Source organism: Lentzea sp. NPDC092896, assembly GCF_044754905.1.
Classification (GTDB): domain Bacteria; phylum Actinomycetota; class Actinomycetes; order Mycobacteriales; family Pseudonocardiaceae; genus Lentzea.
Genome location: NZ_JBIVPX010000010.1, coordinates 355472 through 373629, shown reverse-complemented (window position 1 = coordinate 373629; position 18158 = coordinate 355472). Strand labels below are relative to the sequence as shown.

The following is an 18158-nucleotide window of genomic DNA, read 5'->3' as shown; positions in this document are numbered from 1 at the left end:
GACGGATCTGCGGCGGCCCTTGCTCTCGTACGATGACGTCGTGTTCGCCTATCTGCGGTCGGTGTGGGACGAGCCCCGGCCGCCGCGCGGGGCGGCGCGGCTGTGGTGGGACTGGGCGCTGGTCGCCGTGCTCCTGCTGGTCGCGGTGCTCGAGACGGTGCTGCGGACGGACCTGGGCTCACGAGTCGGCTCGCTGGTCGTCGCGGCGGTGCTGCTGCCTCTGCTGTTGCTGCGCCGGAGCAGGCCGCTGCTCGCGGTCGCCGTCGCGTTCGGCGTGGCCGCGGTCGCCTCGCTGGTGTTCGGGGGCGAGCCAGAGCTCAACGTGACGGTGTTCATGGTGCTCTTCCCGTTCTCGCTGTTCCGGTGGGGTTCCGGGCGTGAGGCGGTGCTCGGGCTGGCGATCATGCTCGGCAAGGTCGGGCTGTCGGCGGTGCTCGGATTCATCAGCGCGGGCGAGGCGGTGGGCGGGATCGCGGTGCTGGGAACGGCGTGCGCCGTCGGAGCCGCCGTGCGGTATCGGGGACGAGCGCGGGCACGGGAGCTCGACCAGGTCAAGCTGCTGGAACGGGAACGGCTCGCACGAGATCTGCACGACACGGTGGCGCACCACGTGTCGGCGATGGCGATCCGGGCCCAGGCGGGGCTCGCGACGGCGGCGTCGCGACCGGAGGCGGCGACCGAGGCACTCGGCCTGATCGAGTCGGAGGCGTCGCGGGCGCTCGCCGAGATGCGCACGATGGTGCGAGCCTTGCGGCACGACGAGTCCGCGGACCTGGCGCCCAGCCCGACGGTCGCCGACGTCGCACTGCTCGCGAGTCCCGGCAGGCCGGGGCCCGAGGTGGAGGTGCGGATCGACGGGTCCGTCGACGACCTCCCGAAGTCGGTCGGAACCGCGATCTACCGGCTCGCCCAGGAGTCGGTCACCAACGCGCGCCGGCACGCCCGGCACGCCACGCGCATCGAGGTGTCGGTGGTCGTCGGAGACTCGTCGGTGCAGGTGAGGGTGAGCGACGACGGCGACACCGGTGGTACCGCCGTGCCCGGCCACGGGTTGATCGGCATGATGGAACGCGCCGACCTGCTCGGCGGCAGTTGTGATGCGGGCCCGAACGCCGGCCGGGGCTGGACCGTGACCGCCGTGCTGCCGCTCACCGGGGCGCGCCGATGAGCGTCCGCGTCATCGTCGCCGACGACCAGGAGATCGTCCGAACAGGACTCTCGATGATCCTCGACGCCCAGCCCGGCATCGAGGTCGTCGGTGCGGCACCGGACGGACGGCAGGCCGTGGAACTGGCCCGGCGCCTGCGGCCCGACGTGTGCCTGTTCGACATCCGGATGCCCGGGATCGACGGCATCGAGGCCACCCGCCTGCTCGCGGGACCCGGCGTCGCCGACCCGATCGCCGTCGTCGTGATCACCACGTTCGACCTCGACGAGTACGTCTACGCCGCCCTTCGCGCCGGTGCCAGGGGATTCCTGCTCAAGGACGCCGGACCCGCGCTGCTCGCCCAGGCGGTCCACGCCGCGGCCTCCGGTGACGCCCTGATCGCCCCCAGCGTCACCGCCCGGTTGATCGAGGCGTTCGCGGACGTCGAGCCCGCCGGCCGCGTCGTGCAGCCGATCGAGCCCCTCACCGAACGGGAGGAGCAGGTCCTCGCCGCCGTCGCGGGCGGGCGCACCAACAGCGAGGTCGCCGGGGAGCTGTACATCACGCTGAGCACCGTGAAGTCCCACATCGCCAGCCTGATGGCCAAGATCGGTGCCAGGAACCGGGTCGAGATGGCCATCTGGGCCTACGAGACCAAGCGGGTCAGGAGCGGATTCCGGTCGCGGTCAGCCGAAAGTACGACGAGCGCACCGGACCATCGGCCAGGCTGATCGCGGCCCTTCTTCCGATGAGGTGGCACCACCGCGAGCGCCACGATCTGGTGCATGACCTCCTCGACCAAGTGGGACAGGCTGATCCCGGCCGCGATCATCGTGTTCAGCGTGATCCCGGTGCTCGGTGGCGCCCTTCGGCTGGGTGAGCTCGGCGGCGGCGCGGAGATCACGCCGGACAACGCGCGGTTCTTCGCCTCACCCGTTCCCGTGGTGATTCACGCCGTCACCGTCAGCGTGTACTGCCTCCTCGGGGCGTTCCAGTTCGCTCCGGGCTTCCGCCGCCGCAGACCGGCGTGGCACCGAGCGGCAGGGCGCATCCTGGTCCTTTGTGGACTCCTGGGGGCGCTGTCGGGCCTGTGGATGACCGTGTTCTACCCCAAGCCCGCCGACGTCGGCGCGCTGCTCACCGGCATCCGGCTGGTGTTCGGCACGGCCTGGGCGGCGTTCATCGTCCTCGGGTTCACCGCCATCCGCCGCCGGGACGTCACCGCGCACCGCGCCTGGATGATCCGCGGTTTCGCGATCGGGCTCGGCGCCGGCACCCAGGCGGTGACGCTGAGCGCGTGGCTCGTGGCCGTCGGCCCGCCCGACCGGCTCGCGAAAGCGTTGCTGATGCTCGCCTCCTGGCTCGTCAACCTCGCCGTCGCGGAGTGGATCATCCGTCGCCAGGCGAGACCGTCCCGCGCGACCGTCCAGGTCGGCGCCACGCTCAGGGAGACCCGATGAAGGCGATCGTGCAGGACCGGTACGGATCACCGGACGCGCTGGAGTTCCGCGACGTGGAGCCGCCCTCGGCCTCGGGCGACGAGGTGCTCGTGCGGGTGCGCGCGGCCTCGGTCAACGCGTACGACTGGCACGTCATGCGCGGAGATCCTTACCTGGCAAGGCTCACCGGGGTCGGCGTCACCGGTCCCGGCAGGAAGATCCGCGGCCGCGACTTCGCGGGCACGGTGGAGGCGGTGGGCCGGGACGTGCGGCGCTTCCGGCCCGGTGACGAGGTGTACGGCGACCTGGGCACGGCCGACGGGGCGTTCGCCGAGTACGTGTGCGCGCCGGAGGACCTCGTCGAGGCCAAACCTGCCAACCTGACGTTCGAGCAGGCCGCCGCGGTGCCGCTGGCCGGTCTCACCGCGCTGAAGGGGCTGCGCGACGCCGGAAAGCTCCAGGCGGGACAACACGTTCTGGTCAACGGAGCGTCCGGCGGCGTCGGCACGTTCGCCGTGCAGATCGCGAAGTCCATGGGCGCCACGGTGACTGGTGTGTGCCGCACGAGGAACGTCGAACTGGTGGCATCGCTCGGCGCTGACCACGTCATCGACTACACCGAACGCGACTTCACCAAGAACGGCAAGCGCTACGACCTCGTCCTCGACCTGGTCGGCAACCACTCGCTGACCGGGCTGCGGCGCGCGCTCGCCCCCGGCGGGACGATCGTGCTGTCCGGCGGGGGAGTGTTCCGCGGCGGCAGCCTGGTCGGGCCGATGTGGCTCATGATCAGGGCGAAGCTGCAGGCGCCGTTCGTCCGCGACCGGCTGCTCGTGCTCACCACGGCGCCGGACGGGGAGGTCCTCGCGACGCTGCGGCACCTCGCCGAGTCAGGAGGCTTCACGCCGGTCGTCGACCGCACCTACGCGCTGGCCGAGGTGCCCGACGCGGTCCGCTACGTCGAGACCGAGCACCCCCGCGCGAAGGTCGTCATCACCGTGTGACCCCGCGCTTCCACACGCCGGCGATGTCGCGGCTGGCGGTGATGTCCTCGAGCGGGCTCCGGTTGAGCAGCAGGAGATCCGCGCGTTTGCCCTCGGCGAGAACGCCGCGGTCGTGCAGCCCGAACACCGCCGCGGCACGAGACGTCGCGGCGGCGAGCGCGTCGGCGGGGCTGAGTCCGGCGTCCACGAGCAGGGCGAGTTCCTCGTGGACGGCGCTGCCGTGGGCGACGCGGGCGGGTGAGGTCTCGTCGGCGTTCGCGTCGGTGCCGAGGACGATCGTCGCGCCCGCGTCGTTCAGCGCCGCGGTCGAGGCGAGCGTCTGGCCGAAGTGCAGCGACTTCGGCCGGAACGGCATGCGCAGGTTCTCCAGGACACCGCGCATCATCACGAGGGTGGGGGACACGGCGGTGCCCGAGGAGGCGACCCGGCCGGCCAGGTCGGCGGACAGCGTGGCGCTGACAGGCGCGTGCGTGATGACGTCGGCGCCCGCGTCGAGCGCGGTGGCGTAGGCCTGCGGTGACGTGGCGTGGACGACGACCTTCTTCCCGGCCCGGTGCGCTTCGGTCACGAGGGCGGCGACCGTGGCGGGGCTGAGAGGCTTCGGCTGGAACGGCAGCACCTTGTCCTCCAGCACGATCTTGAGGTGGTCGGGTTCCTGGCGCAGCCGCTCGGCGACCCACCGCGAGGCGTCCTCAGGCCCGCTGACCGCCGTGGAGGCGGGGAAACCCATCTTGCGCACGGCCCGGCCGCGGACCGCGCACGCCGGGTAGGAGACGCCGCGGACGTCGGCGCGGTCGTCGGACTCGTTGTCCCGCAACGCGCGGAGCTCGTCCCAGCGGGTCGTGGCCATGTCGAGCATCGTCGTCACGCCCCAGCGGAGTCCGGCGGCGAGCTCGTCGGCGTGCCCGATGTGGACGTGGGTGTCGATGAGTCCGGGAAGCAGGTAACCGCCCCGCCCGTCGACGACCTCGCCGCCGGTGTCGTCGGTGATCACGCCGTTCTCGACGCCGATCGAGGTGAGCGGCCCGAAGGTGTGCTCAGGGGTGAACAGGTGGACGTTGGCGAGCGTGAACCGCGACATGTCACACCTCCCGGCCGTCGAGTGGCTGCAGGACGGCGGCAAGTGCTGTCACGGCGGCCTCGACGTCCGCGTCACCGGCCTTGCCCAGCAGTGCGTGCTGAGCGGCGACGACCTCGCGGACCACTCGGTCCGCCACGTTCTTGCCCTCGGCGGTCAGGGCGACACGCCTGCTGCGCCCGTCCGACGCGTCCGAGGTCAGCGAGGTGAGACCGCGGCGCTCCAGCGACCGCAGCACGTTGCTCAGCCCGCCGGTCGTGAGCAGCAGCCGGGACGACAGCTCTGACGGCTTCAGGTGCGGGTCGCCTGCTGTCAGAAGCGTGCCGAGCACGTCGTACTCGGCACGGCTCAGGCCGAAGCCCGTCAGCACGGCGACCGTGACCCGGTCGGTCAGGGCGTGCATCCGCGCGACGCGCTTCGTGAACTCGATCGTCCGCAGCGGCAGCTCAGGAGCGTGTCGTGCCCACCACGCCACCACTCCGCCGACCAGGTCTGTCTCCTCGCGTTCTGCCACCAAGGCAACCTAGCTTTGGAGATAGCTTTACGTAAAGGCATCTCCTGTGATCGGGAGCACCGCCAGTTTTGTTGAAGTTTCAATACTGAAGTTGCACACTCATATGTGAAAGTTCAACAACGCGGAGGCCCGGATGACGAGCACGGAGCTGAAGGCGACGGTGCGCACGCAGGTCACGGTGCCGCTGGAGTTCCCGGACGGGTACGCCACCACCGCGGAGGTGTTCACCTTCAGCGGTCTCGCTGACGGCCGTGAGCACCTGGCGCTGGGACTGGGCGACTGGCGGACCGCGGTGGCCGGCAGCGCTGCAGGGGAGACGGCGCCACTGGTACGGCCGCACAGCGAGTGCCTCACCGGCGACGTGTTCGGCTCCCAGCGCTGCGACTGCGGTCCTCAGCTGCGCGAGGCGGTGGAGCGCATCGCCGACGTCGGCGGGTTCCTGCTCTACCTGCGGCAGGAAGGCCGCGGCATCGGCCTGTACGCCAAGCTCGACGCCTACGCCCTGCAGGACGCCGGCCTCGACACCTACGAGGCGAACCTGGCCCTCGGGCGCGGCGAGGACGAACGCGACTACTCGGCGGCGGCGCAGATGCTGCGCGCGCTGGGCGTCGACCGGATCCGGTTGCTGAGCAACAACCCCGACAAGGCGCTGCAGCTCGACGCGCTCGGCGTGCAGGTCACCGACCGCGTGCCCACGGGCGTGCACCTGACCGGCGCCAACGCCGCGTACCTGGCCGCCAAGGTCAGCCACACGCACCACACCCTCGACCTGCCGCTGGCCGGCTGACCCTCCCGAGAGGACTGACATGAGCACGCTGGAATCCACTGTGGACAAGGCCGCGTCGACGGTGGTGCCACTGCATCCGCTGCTGGCGCGGCGATGGAGCTCACGAGCGTTCGACCCGGACCACGAGGTCACGGACGAGCAGCTCACCGCGTTGCTGGAAGCCGCTCGCTGGGCGCCGAGCGCCTCGAACACCCAGCCGTGGCGGTTCGCCGTGACCAGGCGCGGCACCACCGAGCACGCCATGGTGCTCGACACCCTGGCCGGCGGCAACCAGACGTGGGCGCGGGACGCGTCGGCGCTGGTCGTCGTGGCGGCGCGGACCACGGGCACCGATGGCGCCGCCCAGCCGTGGGCGGTCTACGACGCCGGTCAGGCCGTGGCGCACCTGTCCGTGCAGGCCCAGGCCGAGGGGCTGGCGGTGCACCAGATGGGCGGCTTCGACCGCGACCGCCTCACCACCGTGCTCGCGGCGGCCGACGTGACCCCGCTGGTCGTCGTCGCCGTCGGCCTGCGCGACGAGCCCGCCCGGCTGGCCGAACCCTTCGCCCAGCGCGAAACCGCCGAACGCGTCCGCCTGTCCGTCGGCGAACTCCTGCTGCCGGTGCGGCCGCAGGAGGGAGGATGACGTGGTGACCGAAGCCCGACCTCTGCCCGACACCGCCGCGGAACCACGATGGCTGACCGCCACCGAGATGAACGCCTGGTTGAACGTCACGCAGGTGCTGATGCTGCTGCCGACCGCGCTGGACCGGCAACTGCGTGACGACGCGGGCCTGACGCACGCCCACTACCGCATCCTGGCCATGCTCAGCGCCGAGCAGGACGGGAGCATGCGCATGACGCGGCTCGCCCGCAGCACGGGCACGACCACCACCCGGCTCTCGCACGCGGTGTCCGTGCTGGAGGAACGCGGCTGGGTCGAGCGGTCCGCCTGCCCGACCGACAAACGCGGCCAGGTCGCGCGGCTCACCGACGAGGGCTGGAGCTTCCTGCGCTCCGCCGCCCCCGGTCACGTCGCCGAGGTCCGCCGGCTCGTCTTCGACCACCTGACCGACGACGACGTCGCCCGCCTCCGCGAGATCACCGCCAAGATCCTGCCGTCCCTCACCGACCGGTGACCACGGCTATCGTCACGCCGTGCCCGACCTGACGAAGATCCAGGAGCGCGAGCTCACCGCACTGGCCGACGACCTGAGCACGCTCGACCCGTCGCAGTGGCGCACGGCCACGTTGTGCGGCGACTGGGACGTCGAGGAGACCCTCGCCCACCTCGGCGCGGCAACCAGGCTCAACCTGCCCAGGTGGATCCGCAGCATGGCCGGCGCCCGGTTCAACGCGGACCTGCACAACCGGCGGCGCCTCGAGGAGTTCCGCGGCGCCACCCCGCAGGAGACGCTCGAACGGTTCCGGCACGTCGGGACGATCGCGCTGCCGGTCAAGTCGTCCCCGGCCGGGCTGGGCGAGGTGATCGTCCACGCCGAGGACATCCGCAGACCGCTGGGACTGCGACACGTCCCCGATGCTGACGGCCTGCTCGCCGTCGCCCGTTTCTTCGCCTCGAAGGACTTCGCGGTCAACAGCAAGACCCTGGTCAAGGGCCTGACGCTGCGGGCCACCGATGCCGGCTTCCAGGCGGGCAGTGGTCCCGAGGTGCGCGGGCCGTTGCTGTCGCTGGTCATGGTGATGGCGGGGCGCGACGCGTTCCTCGCCGACCTCAGCGGTGACGGAGTCCTTCAGTTGAGTGGCCGGCTGGCTTCCTGAACGAGGGTGCCCCGGCGCCAGACGGCCCGCGTGTTGAGGGTGTCCGAGATCGTGGTGGTGGGGTCTCCGTCGACGAGGAGCAGGTCGGCGCGCAGCCCTTCGGCGATGCGACCGCGGTCGGACAGCGCGAACCGGCGGGCCGTCGTCGCGGTGGCGGCGCGCAGTGCCTGCTGCGGGGTGAGTCCGGCCTTCACCAGGTACTGCAGTTCGTGGTGGACGCTCGCGCCGTGGGCGAGGCCGCCGAGGAACGGCACCGGAACGGACGCGTCGGTGCCCACCAGGAGGTCGACGCCGGCGTCGCTGAGTGCCTTGACCGTCGCCAGGACGTCCTTGATCTCGCCCTGCGGGTAGCAGCCGAAGCTGGAGCGCAGGGTCCTGTCCCAGTCCTCCGGCAACCGGGAGGACACCCGCGGGTCGTCGGCGAGTTCGCCACCGGTGATGCCCATGAGCGAGGCGTTGAGGACCGCGCAGGGCACGACGAACATGCCGGAGTCCTCGATCAGGGCGATGATCTCGTCGTCGTGGGGTTCGACGAACAGGTGCGCCAGGCCGTCGATTCCGGCCTCCAGCGCCATTCTGGTGGCGTCGACGGTCAACGTGTGGGCGACCGTGAGGACGCCGTACCGCTTGGCCTCGGCGACGCCCGCGTTCAGGGTGGACTGGTCGATCATCGGCAGTCCCGGGTGCCCCTCGACGCTGCCGTCGTCGATCATGAACTTGACGTAGTCCGAGCCGTGGGCGAGCAGCCGGGGGATCGAGGCCGTGGCGCCCTCCGGGCTCGTGGCGTCCGGCTGGAACGGTGGCTCGCCCGTCCGATCTCCACCGCCGCCGGGGGTGAAGCCCGGCGGGAACAGTTCGCTGGGATGCCCGCCGGGTGGCGTGAGGCCGAAGCCCGCCGAACGCACGTCCGCGAGCGCGTCGTTCTCGCTGATGGCGGCACGCCGGTCGCGGGTGTTGACGCCCTGCATCTCCAGTTCGGTGGTCACGCCGAAGCGCAGTGCCAGCGCGAGGGCTTCCGGTCCGGTGTGGACGTGCGCGTCGATCAGGCCGGGCAGCAGTGTCGCGCCGGTCCCGTCGACCACGTCGGCTCCCGCGGGGACCTCGCCTCCGACCTGAACGATCTTTCCGTCCTCAACGGACACGGTGGTGACGCCCAGGGTCTTCTCGCCGTCGAAGACCCTGGCGCCGGTGATGGTGGTCGTGGTCATGACCCCACTGAATCACATACCTTCAGTCATGTAAATATCCTTAGGTATGTAGATGCTTTCTGGTGTGCAGTTGCTAGGGTGACGGGATGAGCGACTCGCCCCGGCCTGGGGACGACGAAGGCCTGCTCGACCAGGTCGGGCCCGCGCTGTCCCGGCTGCGTCGCCGGACCGCCGGTGGACGCGGGGACCTCACCCGCAACCTCGTGCTGAACGTGGTCCACGACGATCCCGGCGAGATGACGGTGGGCGGGGTCGCCGCCGAGATGGGGGTCGCCCAGCCCGTCGCCAGCCGGACCGTGGCCGCCTGCATCGCGGACGGCCTGCTCCGGCGCGCGGTCTCGCAGGAGGACGGCCGCCGCACGGTCCTCGAACTCACCGAGGCCGGCGAGACCGAACGCGGCCGCTTCGCCTCTGAGCAGCGCGAGGCCTTCGAGTCCATCACGGCAGGGTGGACGGGTGCCGACCGCGACCAGTTCGCCCGATACCTGATCCGCTACAGCCAGGACAGTTCTGACTGGTCGCGCGGGAAGGGCCGCAGAGCCACTGGATCTTGAGGAACTCGGCCAGGACTCTCAGGTGTGCTGCGTTTGAATCGTGGCCATGACCCTCGGTTCACCGCGGCCCATCGACCGCTCGGTGCTGACGCAGTGGTGGACCGACGTGACGTTCCTGCACTGGCGGGTTCCTCCTGGTGCGGTGGAACATCTGCTGCCCGCGGGTACGAGGCCGGACGTTGTCGACGGCGACACGTTCGTCGGGCTGATCGCGTTCCGCCTGTGCCCGCTGGGCTGGCCCGCGCTGACGGACCGCTGGAGCTTCCCGGAGACCAACGTCCGCCTGTACACGATCGACGGTCAGGGCCGGCGCGGCGTCGTGTTCCTCTCGATGGACGCCTCGAACCTGCCGTTCGTGCTGAGCGCACGAGCCCTGGCGGGACTGCCGTACATGTGGTCGGACGCGACGGTGCGCCGCGACGGCGATGAGGTCACCTACACCTGCAGGCGCAAGTGGCCTCATCGCCCCGACGCGACGAGCACGTTCACCGTGCGGCCGGGGGAGAGGATCGCCCGGCCGAGCCCGCTGGAGGAGTTCCTGACGGCCAGGTGGGGACTGCACACGTCCTGGCTCGGCCGGACCGCGTACCTGCCGAACGACCACGCCCCGTGGGACCTCCACCGCGCCACGATCGTTCGTTGCGACGACGACCTGGTGGCCTCGGCGGAGATTCCGGTCTCCGGCGAGCCGATGAGCGTCCTGTACTCGCCAGGAGTGCGAGCCAGGTTCGGCGTTCCGTCGTGCGCGGCCTCCTGACCACCGCGACCTAGCGGATGGTCTTCAGCACCTCGTCGACGGCACCGGCGATGATCTCCGGGCGTTCGGTCACGATTCCTTCGTGCGTCGTGTTCTCGGCGAGCACGTGCTTCCGGTTCGGCCCCTGCGCGAAGCGGACCTGGGCGTCCCGCCACAGCTGCGCCGCCTCGGGGGAGTCGGTGAACGGGGTCCCGGACGCGACGATCGCGGTCACCGGCACGTCCTTCGGCCAGGCGAGCTGGTGGAAGACCCGGTGGACGGGCGCGTAGTCGACCATCACGGCGAGCAGCTGCCGGTTCTTCTTGGTCGAAGGCTGCGTCAGCAGGGCGGCCCGCTGCTTCTCGATGACCGGTTCGAACGCCGTCAGCATCTCGTCGCTGAAGAAGTCGGGCACGTTCGCGTCGACGAGCACCGCGCCGGACACCCAGCCGGGGTTCTTGTTCACGAAGTTCGTGGCGACCTCACCCGCGATCGAGTGCGAGACCAGCACGACGTTCTTCGTGACGCCCAGTTCCCTGAGCCCGGCCTCCAGGTCGGACACCGCGTTCTCCACCCTCCACGGCCCAGAGACCTCGGCGCTCTCACCCTCGCCGGCCCGGTCGTAGGTGATGACCTTCGACCCGGTGGCCTTCGCCAGCCGCGGCGCCAGCTCCTTCCAGTACGACGAACTGAGCCCGCCACCCGCGTCCAGGACCAGGGCGGGCAGCTTGCCGTCGACGACGTGGAAGACGAGTTCGTGCTCGGCGTTCGTCACCTTGTGCGTCTTCGACGCCGGTGCGGCCGGGGCAGGTGCGGACGTGCCGGACGACGGGCTGCTCGCCGCGTTGGGCGCCGAACACGCCAGCAGCGACGCGGCGACGACAACTCCGGTACCAAGTGCGATCGCCTTGCGGCACAGGGGATTCAGGTGCTTGACCATGGCGAGAACCCTAGGAATTCCCCGGCCGCACGACGATCAGGCCACCCGGCCGATCCTTGCTGGTGCCGGCCACACCTCGGCAGTGGGGGAGGCCCCCGTTCTCGCTCGGAACCGCGTCTTGGAGGCCGGAGCGTTCATGCCAATCCCAGTGACTCGCGGTGCTGCCAGGACAGGCTCAAGCACGCTTTTGCGCCGCTGCGAACGTCCGGGCTCTCGATGTACGCCGTGACGGTCTCCGCGTTGAAGGGTTCGAATATGATCTTCCCTTCGTAGTTCTCCTCGATGTCAGGAAAGATGCTGTCGAACGTTTCTGCTTCGAAGACGGCGATGGTCAGCAGTTCGGGTTTCAAGCTCAAGGGGTCCAGTCCTACACCGAAAGCTGATATCGAGAGATTTCCGCTTTCGCAGGCCTCCTTGAGGGAACGGTATGGCTCGGAGTTGTTGTAGTCTATCGTGCGGCTTCCGTCTCCCTGGGCGTCCTGGTGGTTCAGGAACTCTTCGGCGTACTCCCTGAAGATGTTCTTTCTGAGGTGGAAGTCGTTGCGCACTGAAGTGAGGCTGATGTCCGAGGGTGTGAACTCGCCGGCGGGTACCACGTGGTACAGGTTGGACGCGAGAACCACGTCGACAGATCTTCTGTGCATGAGGAAGATCGGACTCTGGGCATGCTTGACTGTGGTGAGCGTGAGAATTCCCAGGCTGGCGACTCGGTTCGTCAGGTCGAACGGGTTCGCAAGCTCCTTCCTGTACCTCGATTGGCCACGTTCTTCGAGTTCCTTGTACGCCAGTACCTCGCTGGTGTCGAGGTAGTCGAAGTACCCTGCCAGGTGAAACCCCATGGCCAGTGAGCCATCGGCCACGTCGATGCTCGTGGGGCGGTATATCTGGCCATTGGTGAAACGTGTCATTTTCGCGACGTTGACTATTGCGTCGCTGTAGGTGATGGGTCCCCGCAGGCTGAGGTCCTTCAGCAGGGCGTTTGCGTCAATCGTTTGTTCGATTGTTTTGTTGGTGAGCTCTGCTTCGATCTTGAGGACTGGGATCGGGATGGGGAAGATCCAGCCCTCGAGAGTGAACATTGGCAAATCGTAGTGCTGGAACTGGCTTGTTCGTTTGAGCACGTCCAGGCTGAGCGCGGTCTGCTTCTTCTTCACTTCGTCGAATCGCGCCTTGAAGTTGGCGATGCCGCGGTCCACTTTTGCCGCATTGCTGGTGATCACGGCAGGCCTGATCACCGCTATGGCCGCGGCCAAGGCTGCCGCGGTGAGCAGTAGACCGGCTATCGCCACGTCCATGTGATCTTCTCCTGGTGATGATGGTGGGAGAGCTGTGCGGCGTGGGTCGCTGGCTGACGCTACTTGGTGGAGTCATGTCGCCGCATCGTCCACTGTGGACGCGAGGCTGTCGGCCCGGCGTCTCCCCGTATCGTCGGCCGGAGTTCGGTTGTGACCGTTCGTGCGGAGGTTCACTCGGCCGGCTCAACGGGATCGCCTATGTAACGAGTACGCGTTGGGGCGCAATAAAAGGGGGCCGATGTCCGCAGAACGGAGGCCCGCCGTGGCGACAACCATGAGGTTCTCTGGTCGTTTGGCGATCGTCGTGATCGTTCTGCTCGTCCTGGCCGGATGTGACGCCCTTCCGCAGGCGCCGTCGACGCCTGAGGTCGAGGTCGTCGCGCCCGGTGTCGAGGTGCACACGCGAAGTCTGGGCTCGGGCGAACCACCCGCTCCGGACCTGCGTTTCATCTCCGCCGTCTACGAGCTGAGCCCGTCCGGTGTCCTGCCCGCGCAGGCGACGGTGACCGTGCGGATGCCGGTACCGATCGCGCAGATCTACGTGGCCGTCGTCGTGACGAGGTCGAGCACCGCCGATCCGTGGGAGTACCTGCCGGCCGTTGTGGCTGCCGATCGCACGTCGGTCTCCTTCACCACCACCAGGTTCGGCTACTTCGGCGTTCTGGAGTACGACCTGGACCAGGCCGTCGAACGCTTCGAACGCGACTTCGTGGACGGCCTCGCCGGTGGCGTGCCCCAGATCGCCGGCGCACCCTCCTGTGACAACGAGCAGGGTGCGCGCGGCGAGGGCTACTCTGCTGCTTCCGGTCCTGGTGACGCCTTGGCGTGGTGCCTCGGCGAGGGCAACGCAGGCATTCGCGTCCTCAAGGTGACGAACCGTCGTGGCTATCCGCTGCTCGCGTCCCACCGCGGCATGGACGTGATCGAGAACGCCGTGGACTGGGCTCAGTGGCCTTCGTTGAGCCGGATCGCGGTGGGCGACAAGGCAGTCATCGCTCCAGGTGGAACGGTCGCGTTCAACGCCGACCTGGCGGCTGGAGCTAGTGCTGCCATCACCACGGAGGCCGATGACATCGGGCACTCGCTTTACGCGTTGCACGCGACCGTCACCGCGCTGGTGCAGGCTCTCACTCGATTCGCCGCGGGATCAGGCGTGCGGGCGGCCGAGATCACCAACAAGATCCTGGCCGTTCAGTCGTGCGCCGGAAGCCTCGGCAAGGGCAGCGGTGATTTGGTCGCGGGTTGCCTGAACGCCAAGATGATCACGGATGTGTTCGGTCCCAGAGGGTTCCTGCTGGCACCGATCCTGGCCGCCGAACCGGTCGTCGCGTACGTCGCCGGCCAATGGAAGGCGATCGTGGACCGGTTCAACGGCAACAGCACGTACCGCGTCGAGATCGCGCGCGCCAAGCCCGCGGTGGACCTGTCCGTCTTCGCCGGAGACTGGCTAGGACACACGCGTTCGCTGACCATCACCCCCGACGGACACGCGAAGGAGCACGTGGGCGATGGCTGTTGCCACCCGATCGTCGACCTGGCGTTCACGGTGTCCGCTCCGCAGGGCACCCGCGCCGCGGCGACCGCGACCATCACGGTCACCTCGGTCACCCTGCACGACTGGGTGTTTCCGCAGTCCCCGCCCAAGATCGGGCAGACCGCCACGATCAAGCTCGCCAACGGCGTCATCACCGAGCCGCTCGCAGGCGGCACCTACTGCGATCGCGCCGCGTCGATCGCGGGCATCTGCGGCGCGTGATCGCGCACATCGCTGGGGAAGGCCCCCGTCACTCGCCGCGCAACGACTTGCGGATCTCCTCCAGCCGGTCGCGGCCCGCCTCCTCACGCCGGTCGAACTGGTCCTGGGTGTTCTGCGGATCTCCGGCCAGTTCGGTGGCGGCCTCGCTGGTGAGGTTCCGGCCTTCGATCTTGTCGCGGACATAGTCGAACGTGGGCACGCCGTCTTCGGTGTAGTCCGGTTCAGTCATGTCCCCATCATCCCTTGATGTGCGCGCTATGGTGAGAACGCACCGGGGCACGCCCTGGGGAACTCGGGGGAGTTCGGCGTAGGCCGCTGGTGCGGTTGCCGTAGGGGGATTCGTGCGATTAGCAAGTTCTCTTTGTGCTGCAATGATTCTGGTGGGTTCCGGGGTGGTGGCGACGCAAGCGGTCGCCGCACCGGCCAAGTGTGAGATCCGTTGTGTGCATGCGAAAGCGGAGCTGGACAGAGCGCCTGGGGTCGGTGAGACCGCGCAGGTCAGCTTCGAAATCACGTCCGATGTGGACTTGAAAGGCGTCCGGATCGACGCGGACGTGCCGGGAATCGCCGGCTGGAGCGCGGTTCCGGACGGGTTGTCGGTGAGGGACGTCGCCTCGGCGGTCCCGACCGACTTCGGCAAGGTCGGCCGTGCCACCACGACGACGGACCTCTCCGCTGGGCGGACGGTGCGGTTCAAGGGTGCGGTCAAGGCGGTGAGCGCCGGAACGTTGCTGGTCACCGTACGTGCGGTCGCGCCGGTGAGTCCCGAGCTGAACTCGGACACGTTCGTCGCGGCGGCCACGATCGGCGCCGACGGCAAGTCGTCCTACCTGGGCAGTCGTGCGGAAACCGGTGCCACGACGCAGATTCCCGCCGGAGTGGTATCGACGCGGGCCACGCCGTGGCTGGCGCCGGCCGCCGCGGCGGTGCAGGCGCCGAAGCCGCACAGCGACGACCCGCCACGGGCGCAGGCCGCGCCGGTGTGCGCGACGGGCAGCTGGAACTACCGGGATCACACCGGGACGTTCCGCACCGCGGCGAACTTCCTGGTCGAGGCGTGGGACGACGACAACGGGCCGGATGACCTGCTCGGCACCGCGCTCACCGACGGGAACGGCGCGTTCCGGCTGTGCTTCCCGAACGACGACTTCTCCGGTGGCGCCGACGTGTACCTGAAGTTCGTGGCGCAGAACGGTTCCTGGGGCGTCGAGTTCGACGACGACCCGTACAACTTCCGCACCGCGACGATGAACGACGTCGGTGACGGGCGCACCCTGTCGTTCGGCGCCCAGCAGCCGACCGACCCGCGGTACATGCGGGCGGTGGAGGCGTTCGACGAGATCAACACCGCGTCGGACTGGACTCCGAGCGACTGCTGGGACGCGGACGACCACGACTGCCGGCGCGTCGACTTCAACTGGCGCTGGGACTACAACCCGACGAACAACCACTACGACCGCGATGACGACGAGGTCCACCTGCGCGCCAACGCGCCGGACTTCCGCAGCATCGTGGTGCACGAGCTCGGGCACGCCGTGATGGACGACGTGTACAACAACGGCTTCCCGACCTCCAACTGCCCCTCTCCGCACTTCATCACCAGGGAGAGCGGTGCGAACTGCGCGTGGACCGAGGGCTTCGCGGACTGGTACCAGGCCGCGGTGTTCAACGACCACGAGTACCGCGGCGACGGCTTCACCGTCGAGCTGGAGAACGTGACCTGGGGCGATCCGAACTGGGACAACGGTGACGGCGTCGAGGGCCGCGTCGCGGGGGCGTTGCTCGACCTCGTGGACGCGAACAACGAGCCCTACTGGGACTCGCGGACGGAGAACCCGTACACCGAGATCTGGCAGACGTTCCTGCGCTACCGGTCGTCCAACCTCGCCGAGTTCTGGCGCCAGCGCGGGCAGGCGACGTTCGACGTCGGCCCCGGTCCGCTGGCCGCGCTGTACCAGAACACGATCGACTACGGGTTCCGCGAGCCGCTGGGTGACTACCAGACGCGCACCCGTCCCGCGCCGGGGCCGAACCAGCCGCACCGGTACCGGGTCGACACGTCGGTCGCGTTCTGGTCGGTCGTCGCATTGCGCCCGCCGGCCAACGCCGACTACGACCTGCGTCTCTACGACGATCCCGAGCTGCGCCAGCAGCTGGCCGCGAGCGTGGCGGGCCAGGGCGAGGTGGACTTCATCGCGATCGACACGAACCAGGGAGGCCGCCCCGCCGGGGACTTCTACCCGGAGGTGACCCACGTGAGCGGGGCCGGCGACTACCGGATCCAGTTCGCGAACGGCACGAACCAGTTGCGTCCGGAGGAGAAGTTCGCGATGGGCGACGACAACGTGGTGGTCGTCCGCGACCACTGCGTCGAGGCGGGTGTCAAGTTCACCGTCACCGCGACGCCGGACAACGCGAGCCAGGACGCGCAGCTGTTCGTCATGTCGTCCGACGGCAGTCGTCCGGTCATCGCGTCACGGGCTCAGGCCGCCGCGTCGTCGACCGGCCACGGACCCGGTGAGGCGGAACAGATCGAGTACACCACGCCCGGACCTGCGCTGGACTGCTACAGCGTGGTTCTGGTGAACAAGGCGGGCAACGGAACGTACACGCTTTCCGTCTCCTGACCATGAGGGGTTGCCCCAGGCCCGTCCTGGGGCAACCCCCGAACAGGGGGAAACGTGATGCGGTGGTTCCTGGCGTTGTGCGCGATCGTGCTGACCGGGTGCGGGGCGGACGCTCCCGCGTTGCCGGACGGGCTCGCGCTCCAGGCGAAGCAGCTGGTCGGCATGCCCAGCCCTCGGCCCGCCGAGCTGCCGGAGTTCAGCCTCTACGGCGACGGCACGGTCATCCGGCCGGGCCAGGCGGCAGGCGCGCTGCAGACCGCCGAGACGGTCCACATAGGACATGAGAAGGCGGCGGACTTCTACGAGGACGCTCACGACGCGGGACTCGACCGAGATCAGGACATCCACAACGACTCGGTGATCGACGGGTACACGCAGGTGTTCGTGCTGAACTCCGGCGGTCACCGGTTCGTCACCAGGGCCGCGAACCCGGAGGGCGAGCTGGCCGCGTTCCACTCGACGCTGCACGTGGACGGCACGGCGACGCCCTACCGCCCGACGAAGATCGCCGCCGTGGCGTGGGGGCCCGCTTCGTCACCGGACGCGCGCCCGTGGCCGTTCGCACCACCGGAGACGAAGATCGACGCCGGCTCCTGCGTGGTGCTGGACGCCGCGCAGGTGGAGGGGTTCGCGGGCGACGTGCCGAAGGGCACGGTGTTCCGCATCGGCACGTCGTCGTTCGTCGTGGTGTTCCGGCCGTTGCTGCCGGGCGAGTCCGGATGCGGTGACGTCTAGGGCGTGACCAGCTGCCTGACCGTGTCCACGACGACGCGGCGCCGTTCGGTCTCCGCGACCAGGCCGCGCACGTCCTCTCCCAGCCGCTGCCACATGTTGGCCACGGTCAGGACGAGTGCGAGCAGCTCGGCCGCGCTCCGGTCGCCGGTCACGACCCCCCGGCGTTGCGCGTCCTCGATGGCCGCGGTCTTGGCGGCCATGGACTTGGCGACGCTCGGCCGTTCGGCCTGGCCGGAGTCACCGCGTTCCAGGGCGTACCAGGCGACGAACCGCATCACCTCGGGATGCTGGAGGCCGGCGTCGTACAGGCCGCCCGCGTACTCGGGGAGGTTGTCGGCGTCGATCGGGATCGCGGTCACGGTCTGCTCGACGATCGAGTCGTAGACGGCCTCGAACAGGCCCTCTTTGTTCTCGTAGAACGAGTAGACCAGGCCCGCGCTCACTCCGGCCCGTGTGGCGATGCGGTCCACGCGCGCCCCGCCGATGCCGTGCTCGGCGAACTCGGCGAGCGCGCCTTCCAGGAGCTGCTGCCGCTTGCGTTCGGGGTCTCGGGTCCGCACCGCACCACTATCCCTAG

The 18158-nt window shown here is 69.3% G+C and carries 20 protein-coding genes; 13 read left to right on the top strand and 7 right to left on the bottom strand.

Annotated features, from left to right (window positions below):
* Window positions 1–40: 40 nt before the first annotated feature.
* Genes ACIQF0_RS38845 through ACIQF0_RS38830 form a run of 4 tightly spaced genes read left to right on the top strand, consistent with a single transcriptional unit; the run spans window position 41 to window position 3590 of the window.
* Window positions 41–1168: a sensor histidine kinase gene (locus tag ACIQF0_RS38845; protein WP_401038454.1), complete on the top strand. Its 1128-nt coding sequence runs from the start codon at window positions 41–43 to the stop codon at window positions 1166–1168.
* Window positions 1165–1878 carry a response regulator gene (locus ACIQF0_RS38840; RefSeq protein ID WP_401038452.1) on the top strand — a complete coding sequence of 238 codons (714 nt, stop codon included), beginning with the start codon at window positions 1165–1167 and terminating at the stop codon, window positions 1876–1878. The genes ACIQF0_RS38845 and ACIQF0_RS38840 overlap by 4 nt, the downstream gene beginning before the upstream one ends.
* 54 nt (window positions 1879–1932) lie before the next feature.
* Window positions 1933–2607, top strand: coding sequence for a DUF2306 domain-containing protein (locus tag ACIQF0_RS38835; protein WP_401038450.1), 675 nt, complete (start codon window positions 1933–1935; stop codon window positions 2605–2607).
* Window positions 2604–3590 carry an NAD(P)-dependent alcohol dehydrogenase gene (locus tag ACIQF0_RS38830; protein ID WP_401038447.1) on the top strand — a complete coding sequence of 329 codons (987 nt, stop codon included), beginning with the start codon at window positions 2604–2606 and terminating at the stop codon, window positions 3588–3590. Before ACIQF0_RS38835 ends, ACIQF0_RS38830 begins: the two co-directional genes overlap by 4 nt.
* On the opposite strand, the gene ACIQF0_RS38825 is transcribed toward ACIQF0_RS38830, so the two are convergent.
* Window positions 3580–4671, bottom strand: coding sequence for an amidohydrolase family protein (locus ACIQF0_RS38825; protein WP_401038444.1), 1092 nt, complete (start codon window positions 4669–4671; stop codon window positions 3580–3582). The two genes, ACIQF0_RS38830 and ACIQF0_RS38825, sit on opposite strands and share 11 nt — an antisense overlap.
* A 1-nt stretch (window position 4672) precedes the next feature.
* The gene (locus ACIQF0_RS38820) at window positions 4673–5182 is read right to left on the bottom strand and encodes a MarR family winged helix-turn-helix transcriptional regulator (RefSeq protein WP_401038442.1); all 510 of its coding nucleotides are present in this window, start codon (window positions 5180–5182) and stop codon (window positions 4673–4675) included.
* A gap of 133 nt (window positions 5183–5315) precedes the next feature.
* Here ACIQF0_RS38820 and ribA point away from each other — a divergent pair, with 133 nt between their 5' ends.
* From ribA to ACIQF0_RS38800, 4 genes are read left to right on the top strand one after another with little or no spacing between them, the layout of a single operon-like run.
* Window positions 5316–5969 carry a GTP cyclohydrolase II gene (gene ribA / locus ACIQF0_RS38815; RefSeq protein ID WP_401038440.1) on the top strand — a complete coding sequence of 218 codons (654 nt, stop codon included), beginning with the start codon at window positions 5316–5318 and terminating at the stop codon, window positions 5967–5969.
* A 19-nt stretch (window positions 5970–5988) separates the two neighbouring features.
* Window positions 5989–6594 (top strand): nitroreductase family protein, encoded by a 606-nt coding sequence (locus tag ACIQF0_RS38810; RefSeq protein ID WP_401038437.1) that lies wholly within the window; start codon window positions 5989–5991, stop codon window positions 6592–6594.
* 1 nt (window position 6595) lies between these two features.
* On the top strand, window positions 6596–7087 hold the full coding sequence (locus tag ACIQF0_RS38805; protein WP_401038435.1) for a MarR family winged helix-turn-helix transcriptional regulator: 492 nt from the start codon (window positions 6596–6598) through the stop codon (window positions 7085–7087).
* 19 nt (window positions 7088–7106) lie between these two features.
* Entirely contained in the window at window positions 7107–7730 is a 624-nt protein-coding gene (locus ACIQF0_RS38800) for a maleylpyruvate isomerase family mycothiol-dependent enzyme (RefSeq protein ID WP_401038432.1), read from the top strand.
* On the opposite strand, the gene ACIQF0_RS38795 is transcribed toward ACIQF0_RS38800, so the two are convergent.
* On the bottom strand, window positions 7703–8938 hold the full coding sequence (locus ACIQF0_RS38795) for an amidohydrolase family protein (protein ID WP_401038430.1): 1236 nt from the start codon (window positions 8936–8938) through the stop codon (window positions 7703–7705). The two genes, ACIQF0_RS38800 and ACIQF0_RS38795, sit on opposite strands and share 28 nt — an antisense overlap.
* 86 nt (window positions 8939–9024) lie before the next feature.
* Between ACIQF0_RS38795 and ACIQF0_RS38790 the strand changes: the two genes are divergently transcribed.
* A complete protein-coding gene (locus ACIQF0_RS38790; RefSeq protein ID WP_401038427.1) occupies window positions 9025–9492 on the top strand; it encodes a MarR family winged helix-turn-helix transcriptional regulator in 468 nt (155 codons plus the stop codon).
* A 46-nt stretch (window positions 9493–9538) separates the two neighbouring features.
* On the top strand, window positions 9539–10249 hold the full coding sequence (locus ACIQF0_RS38785) for a YqjF family protein (RefSeq protein ID WP_401038425.1): 711 nt from the start codon (window positions 9539–9541) through the stop codon (window positions 10247–10249).
* 10 nt (window positions 10250–10259) lie between these two features.
* Here ACIQF0_RS38785 and ACIQF0_RS38780 read toward each other — a convergent pair whose 3' ends face one another.
* Both ACIQF0_RS38780 and ACIQF0_RS38775 read right to left on the bottom strand, forming a co-directional pair.
* Window positions 10260–11168, bottom strand: a complete 909-nt coding sequence (locus tag ACIQF0_RS38780) for an alpha/beta fold hydrolase (protein ID WP_401038422.1) — start codon at window positions 11166–11168, stop codon at window positions 10260–10262.
* 134 nt (window positions 11169–11302) lie between these two features.
* Complete coding sequence (locus ACIQF0_RS38775) at window positions 11303–12463, bottom strand: hypothetical protein (protein WP_401038419.1); 1161 nt, start codon at window positions 12461–12463, stop codon at window positions 11303–11305.
* Between the two features lie 262 nt (window positions 12464–12725).
* Here ACIQF0_RS38775 and ACIQF0_RS38770 point away from each other — a divergent pair, with 262 nt between their 5' ends.
* Window positions 12726–14219 (top strand): hypothetical protein, encoded by a 1494-nt coding sequence (locus ACIQF0_RS38770; protein WP_401038417.1) that lies wholly within the window; start codon window positions 12726–12728, stop codon window positions 14217–14219.
* 28 nt (window positions 14220–14247) lie between these two features.
* Here the strand turns inward: ACIQF0_RS38770 and ACIQF0_RS38765 are convergent, their stop codons facing one another.
* The gene (locus ACIQF0_RS38765; RefSeq protein WP_360036233.1) at window positions 14248–14448 is read right to left on the bottom strand and encodes a hypothetical protein; all 201 of its coding nucleotides are present in this window, start codon (window positions 14446–14448) and stop codon (window positions 14248–14250) included.
* Window positions 14449–14662: 214 nt separating this feature from the next.
* On the opposite strand from ACIQF0_RS38765, the gene ACIQF0_RS38760 reads away from it, so the two are divergent.
* Both ACIQF0_RS38760 and ACIQF0_RS38755 read left to right on the top strand, forming a co-directional pair.
* Window positions 14663–16846, top strand: a complete 2184-nt coding sequence (locus ACIQF0_RS38760; RefSeq protein ID WP_401038415.1) for a hypothetical protein — start codon at window positions 14663–14665, stop codon at window positions 16844–16846.
* Between the two features lie 57 nt (window positions 16847–16903).
* Entirely contained in the window at window positions 16904–17581 is a 678-nt protein-coding gene (locus ACIQF0_RS38755; protein ID WP_401038412.1) for a hypothetical protein, read from the top strand.
* On the opposite strand, the gene ACIQF0_RS38750 is transcribed toward ACIQF0_RS38755, so the two are convergent.
* A complete protein-coding gene (locus ACIQF0_RS38750) occupies window positions 17578–18141 on the bottom strand; it encodes a TetR family transcriptional regulator (protein ID WP_401038409.1) in 564 nt (187 codons plus the stop codon). The genes ACIQF0_RS38755 and ACIQF0_RS38750 overlap by 4 nt on opposite strands.
* Window positions 18142–18158: the final 17 nt, after the last annotated feature.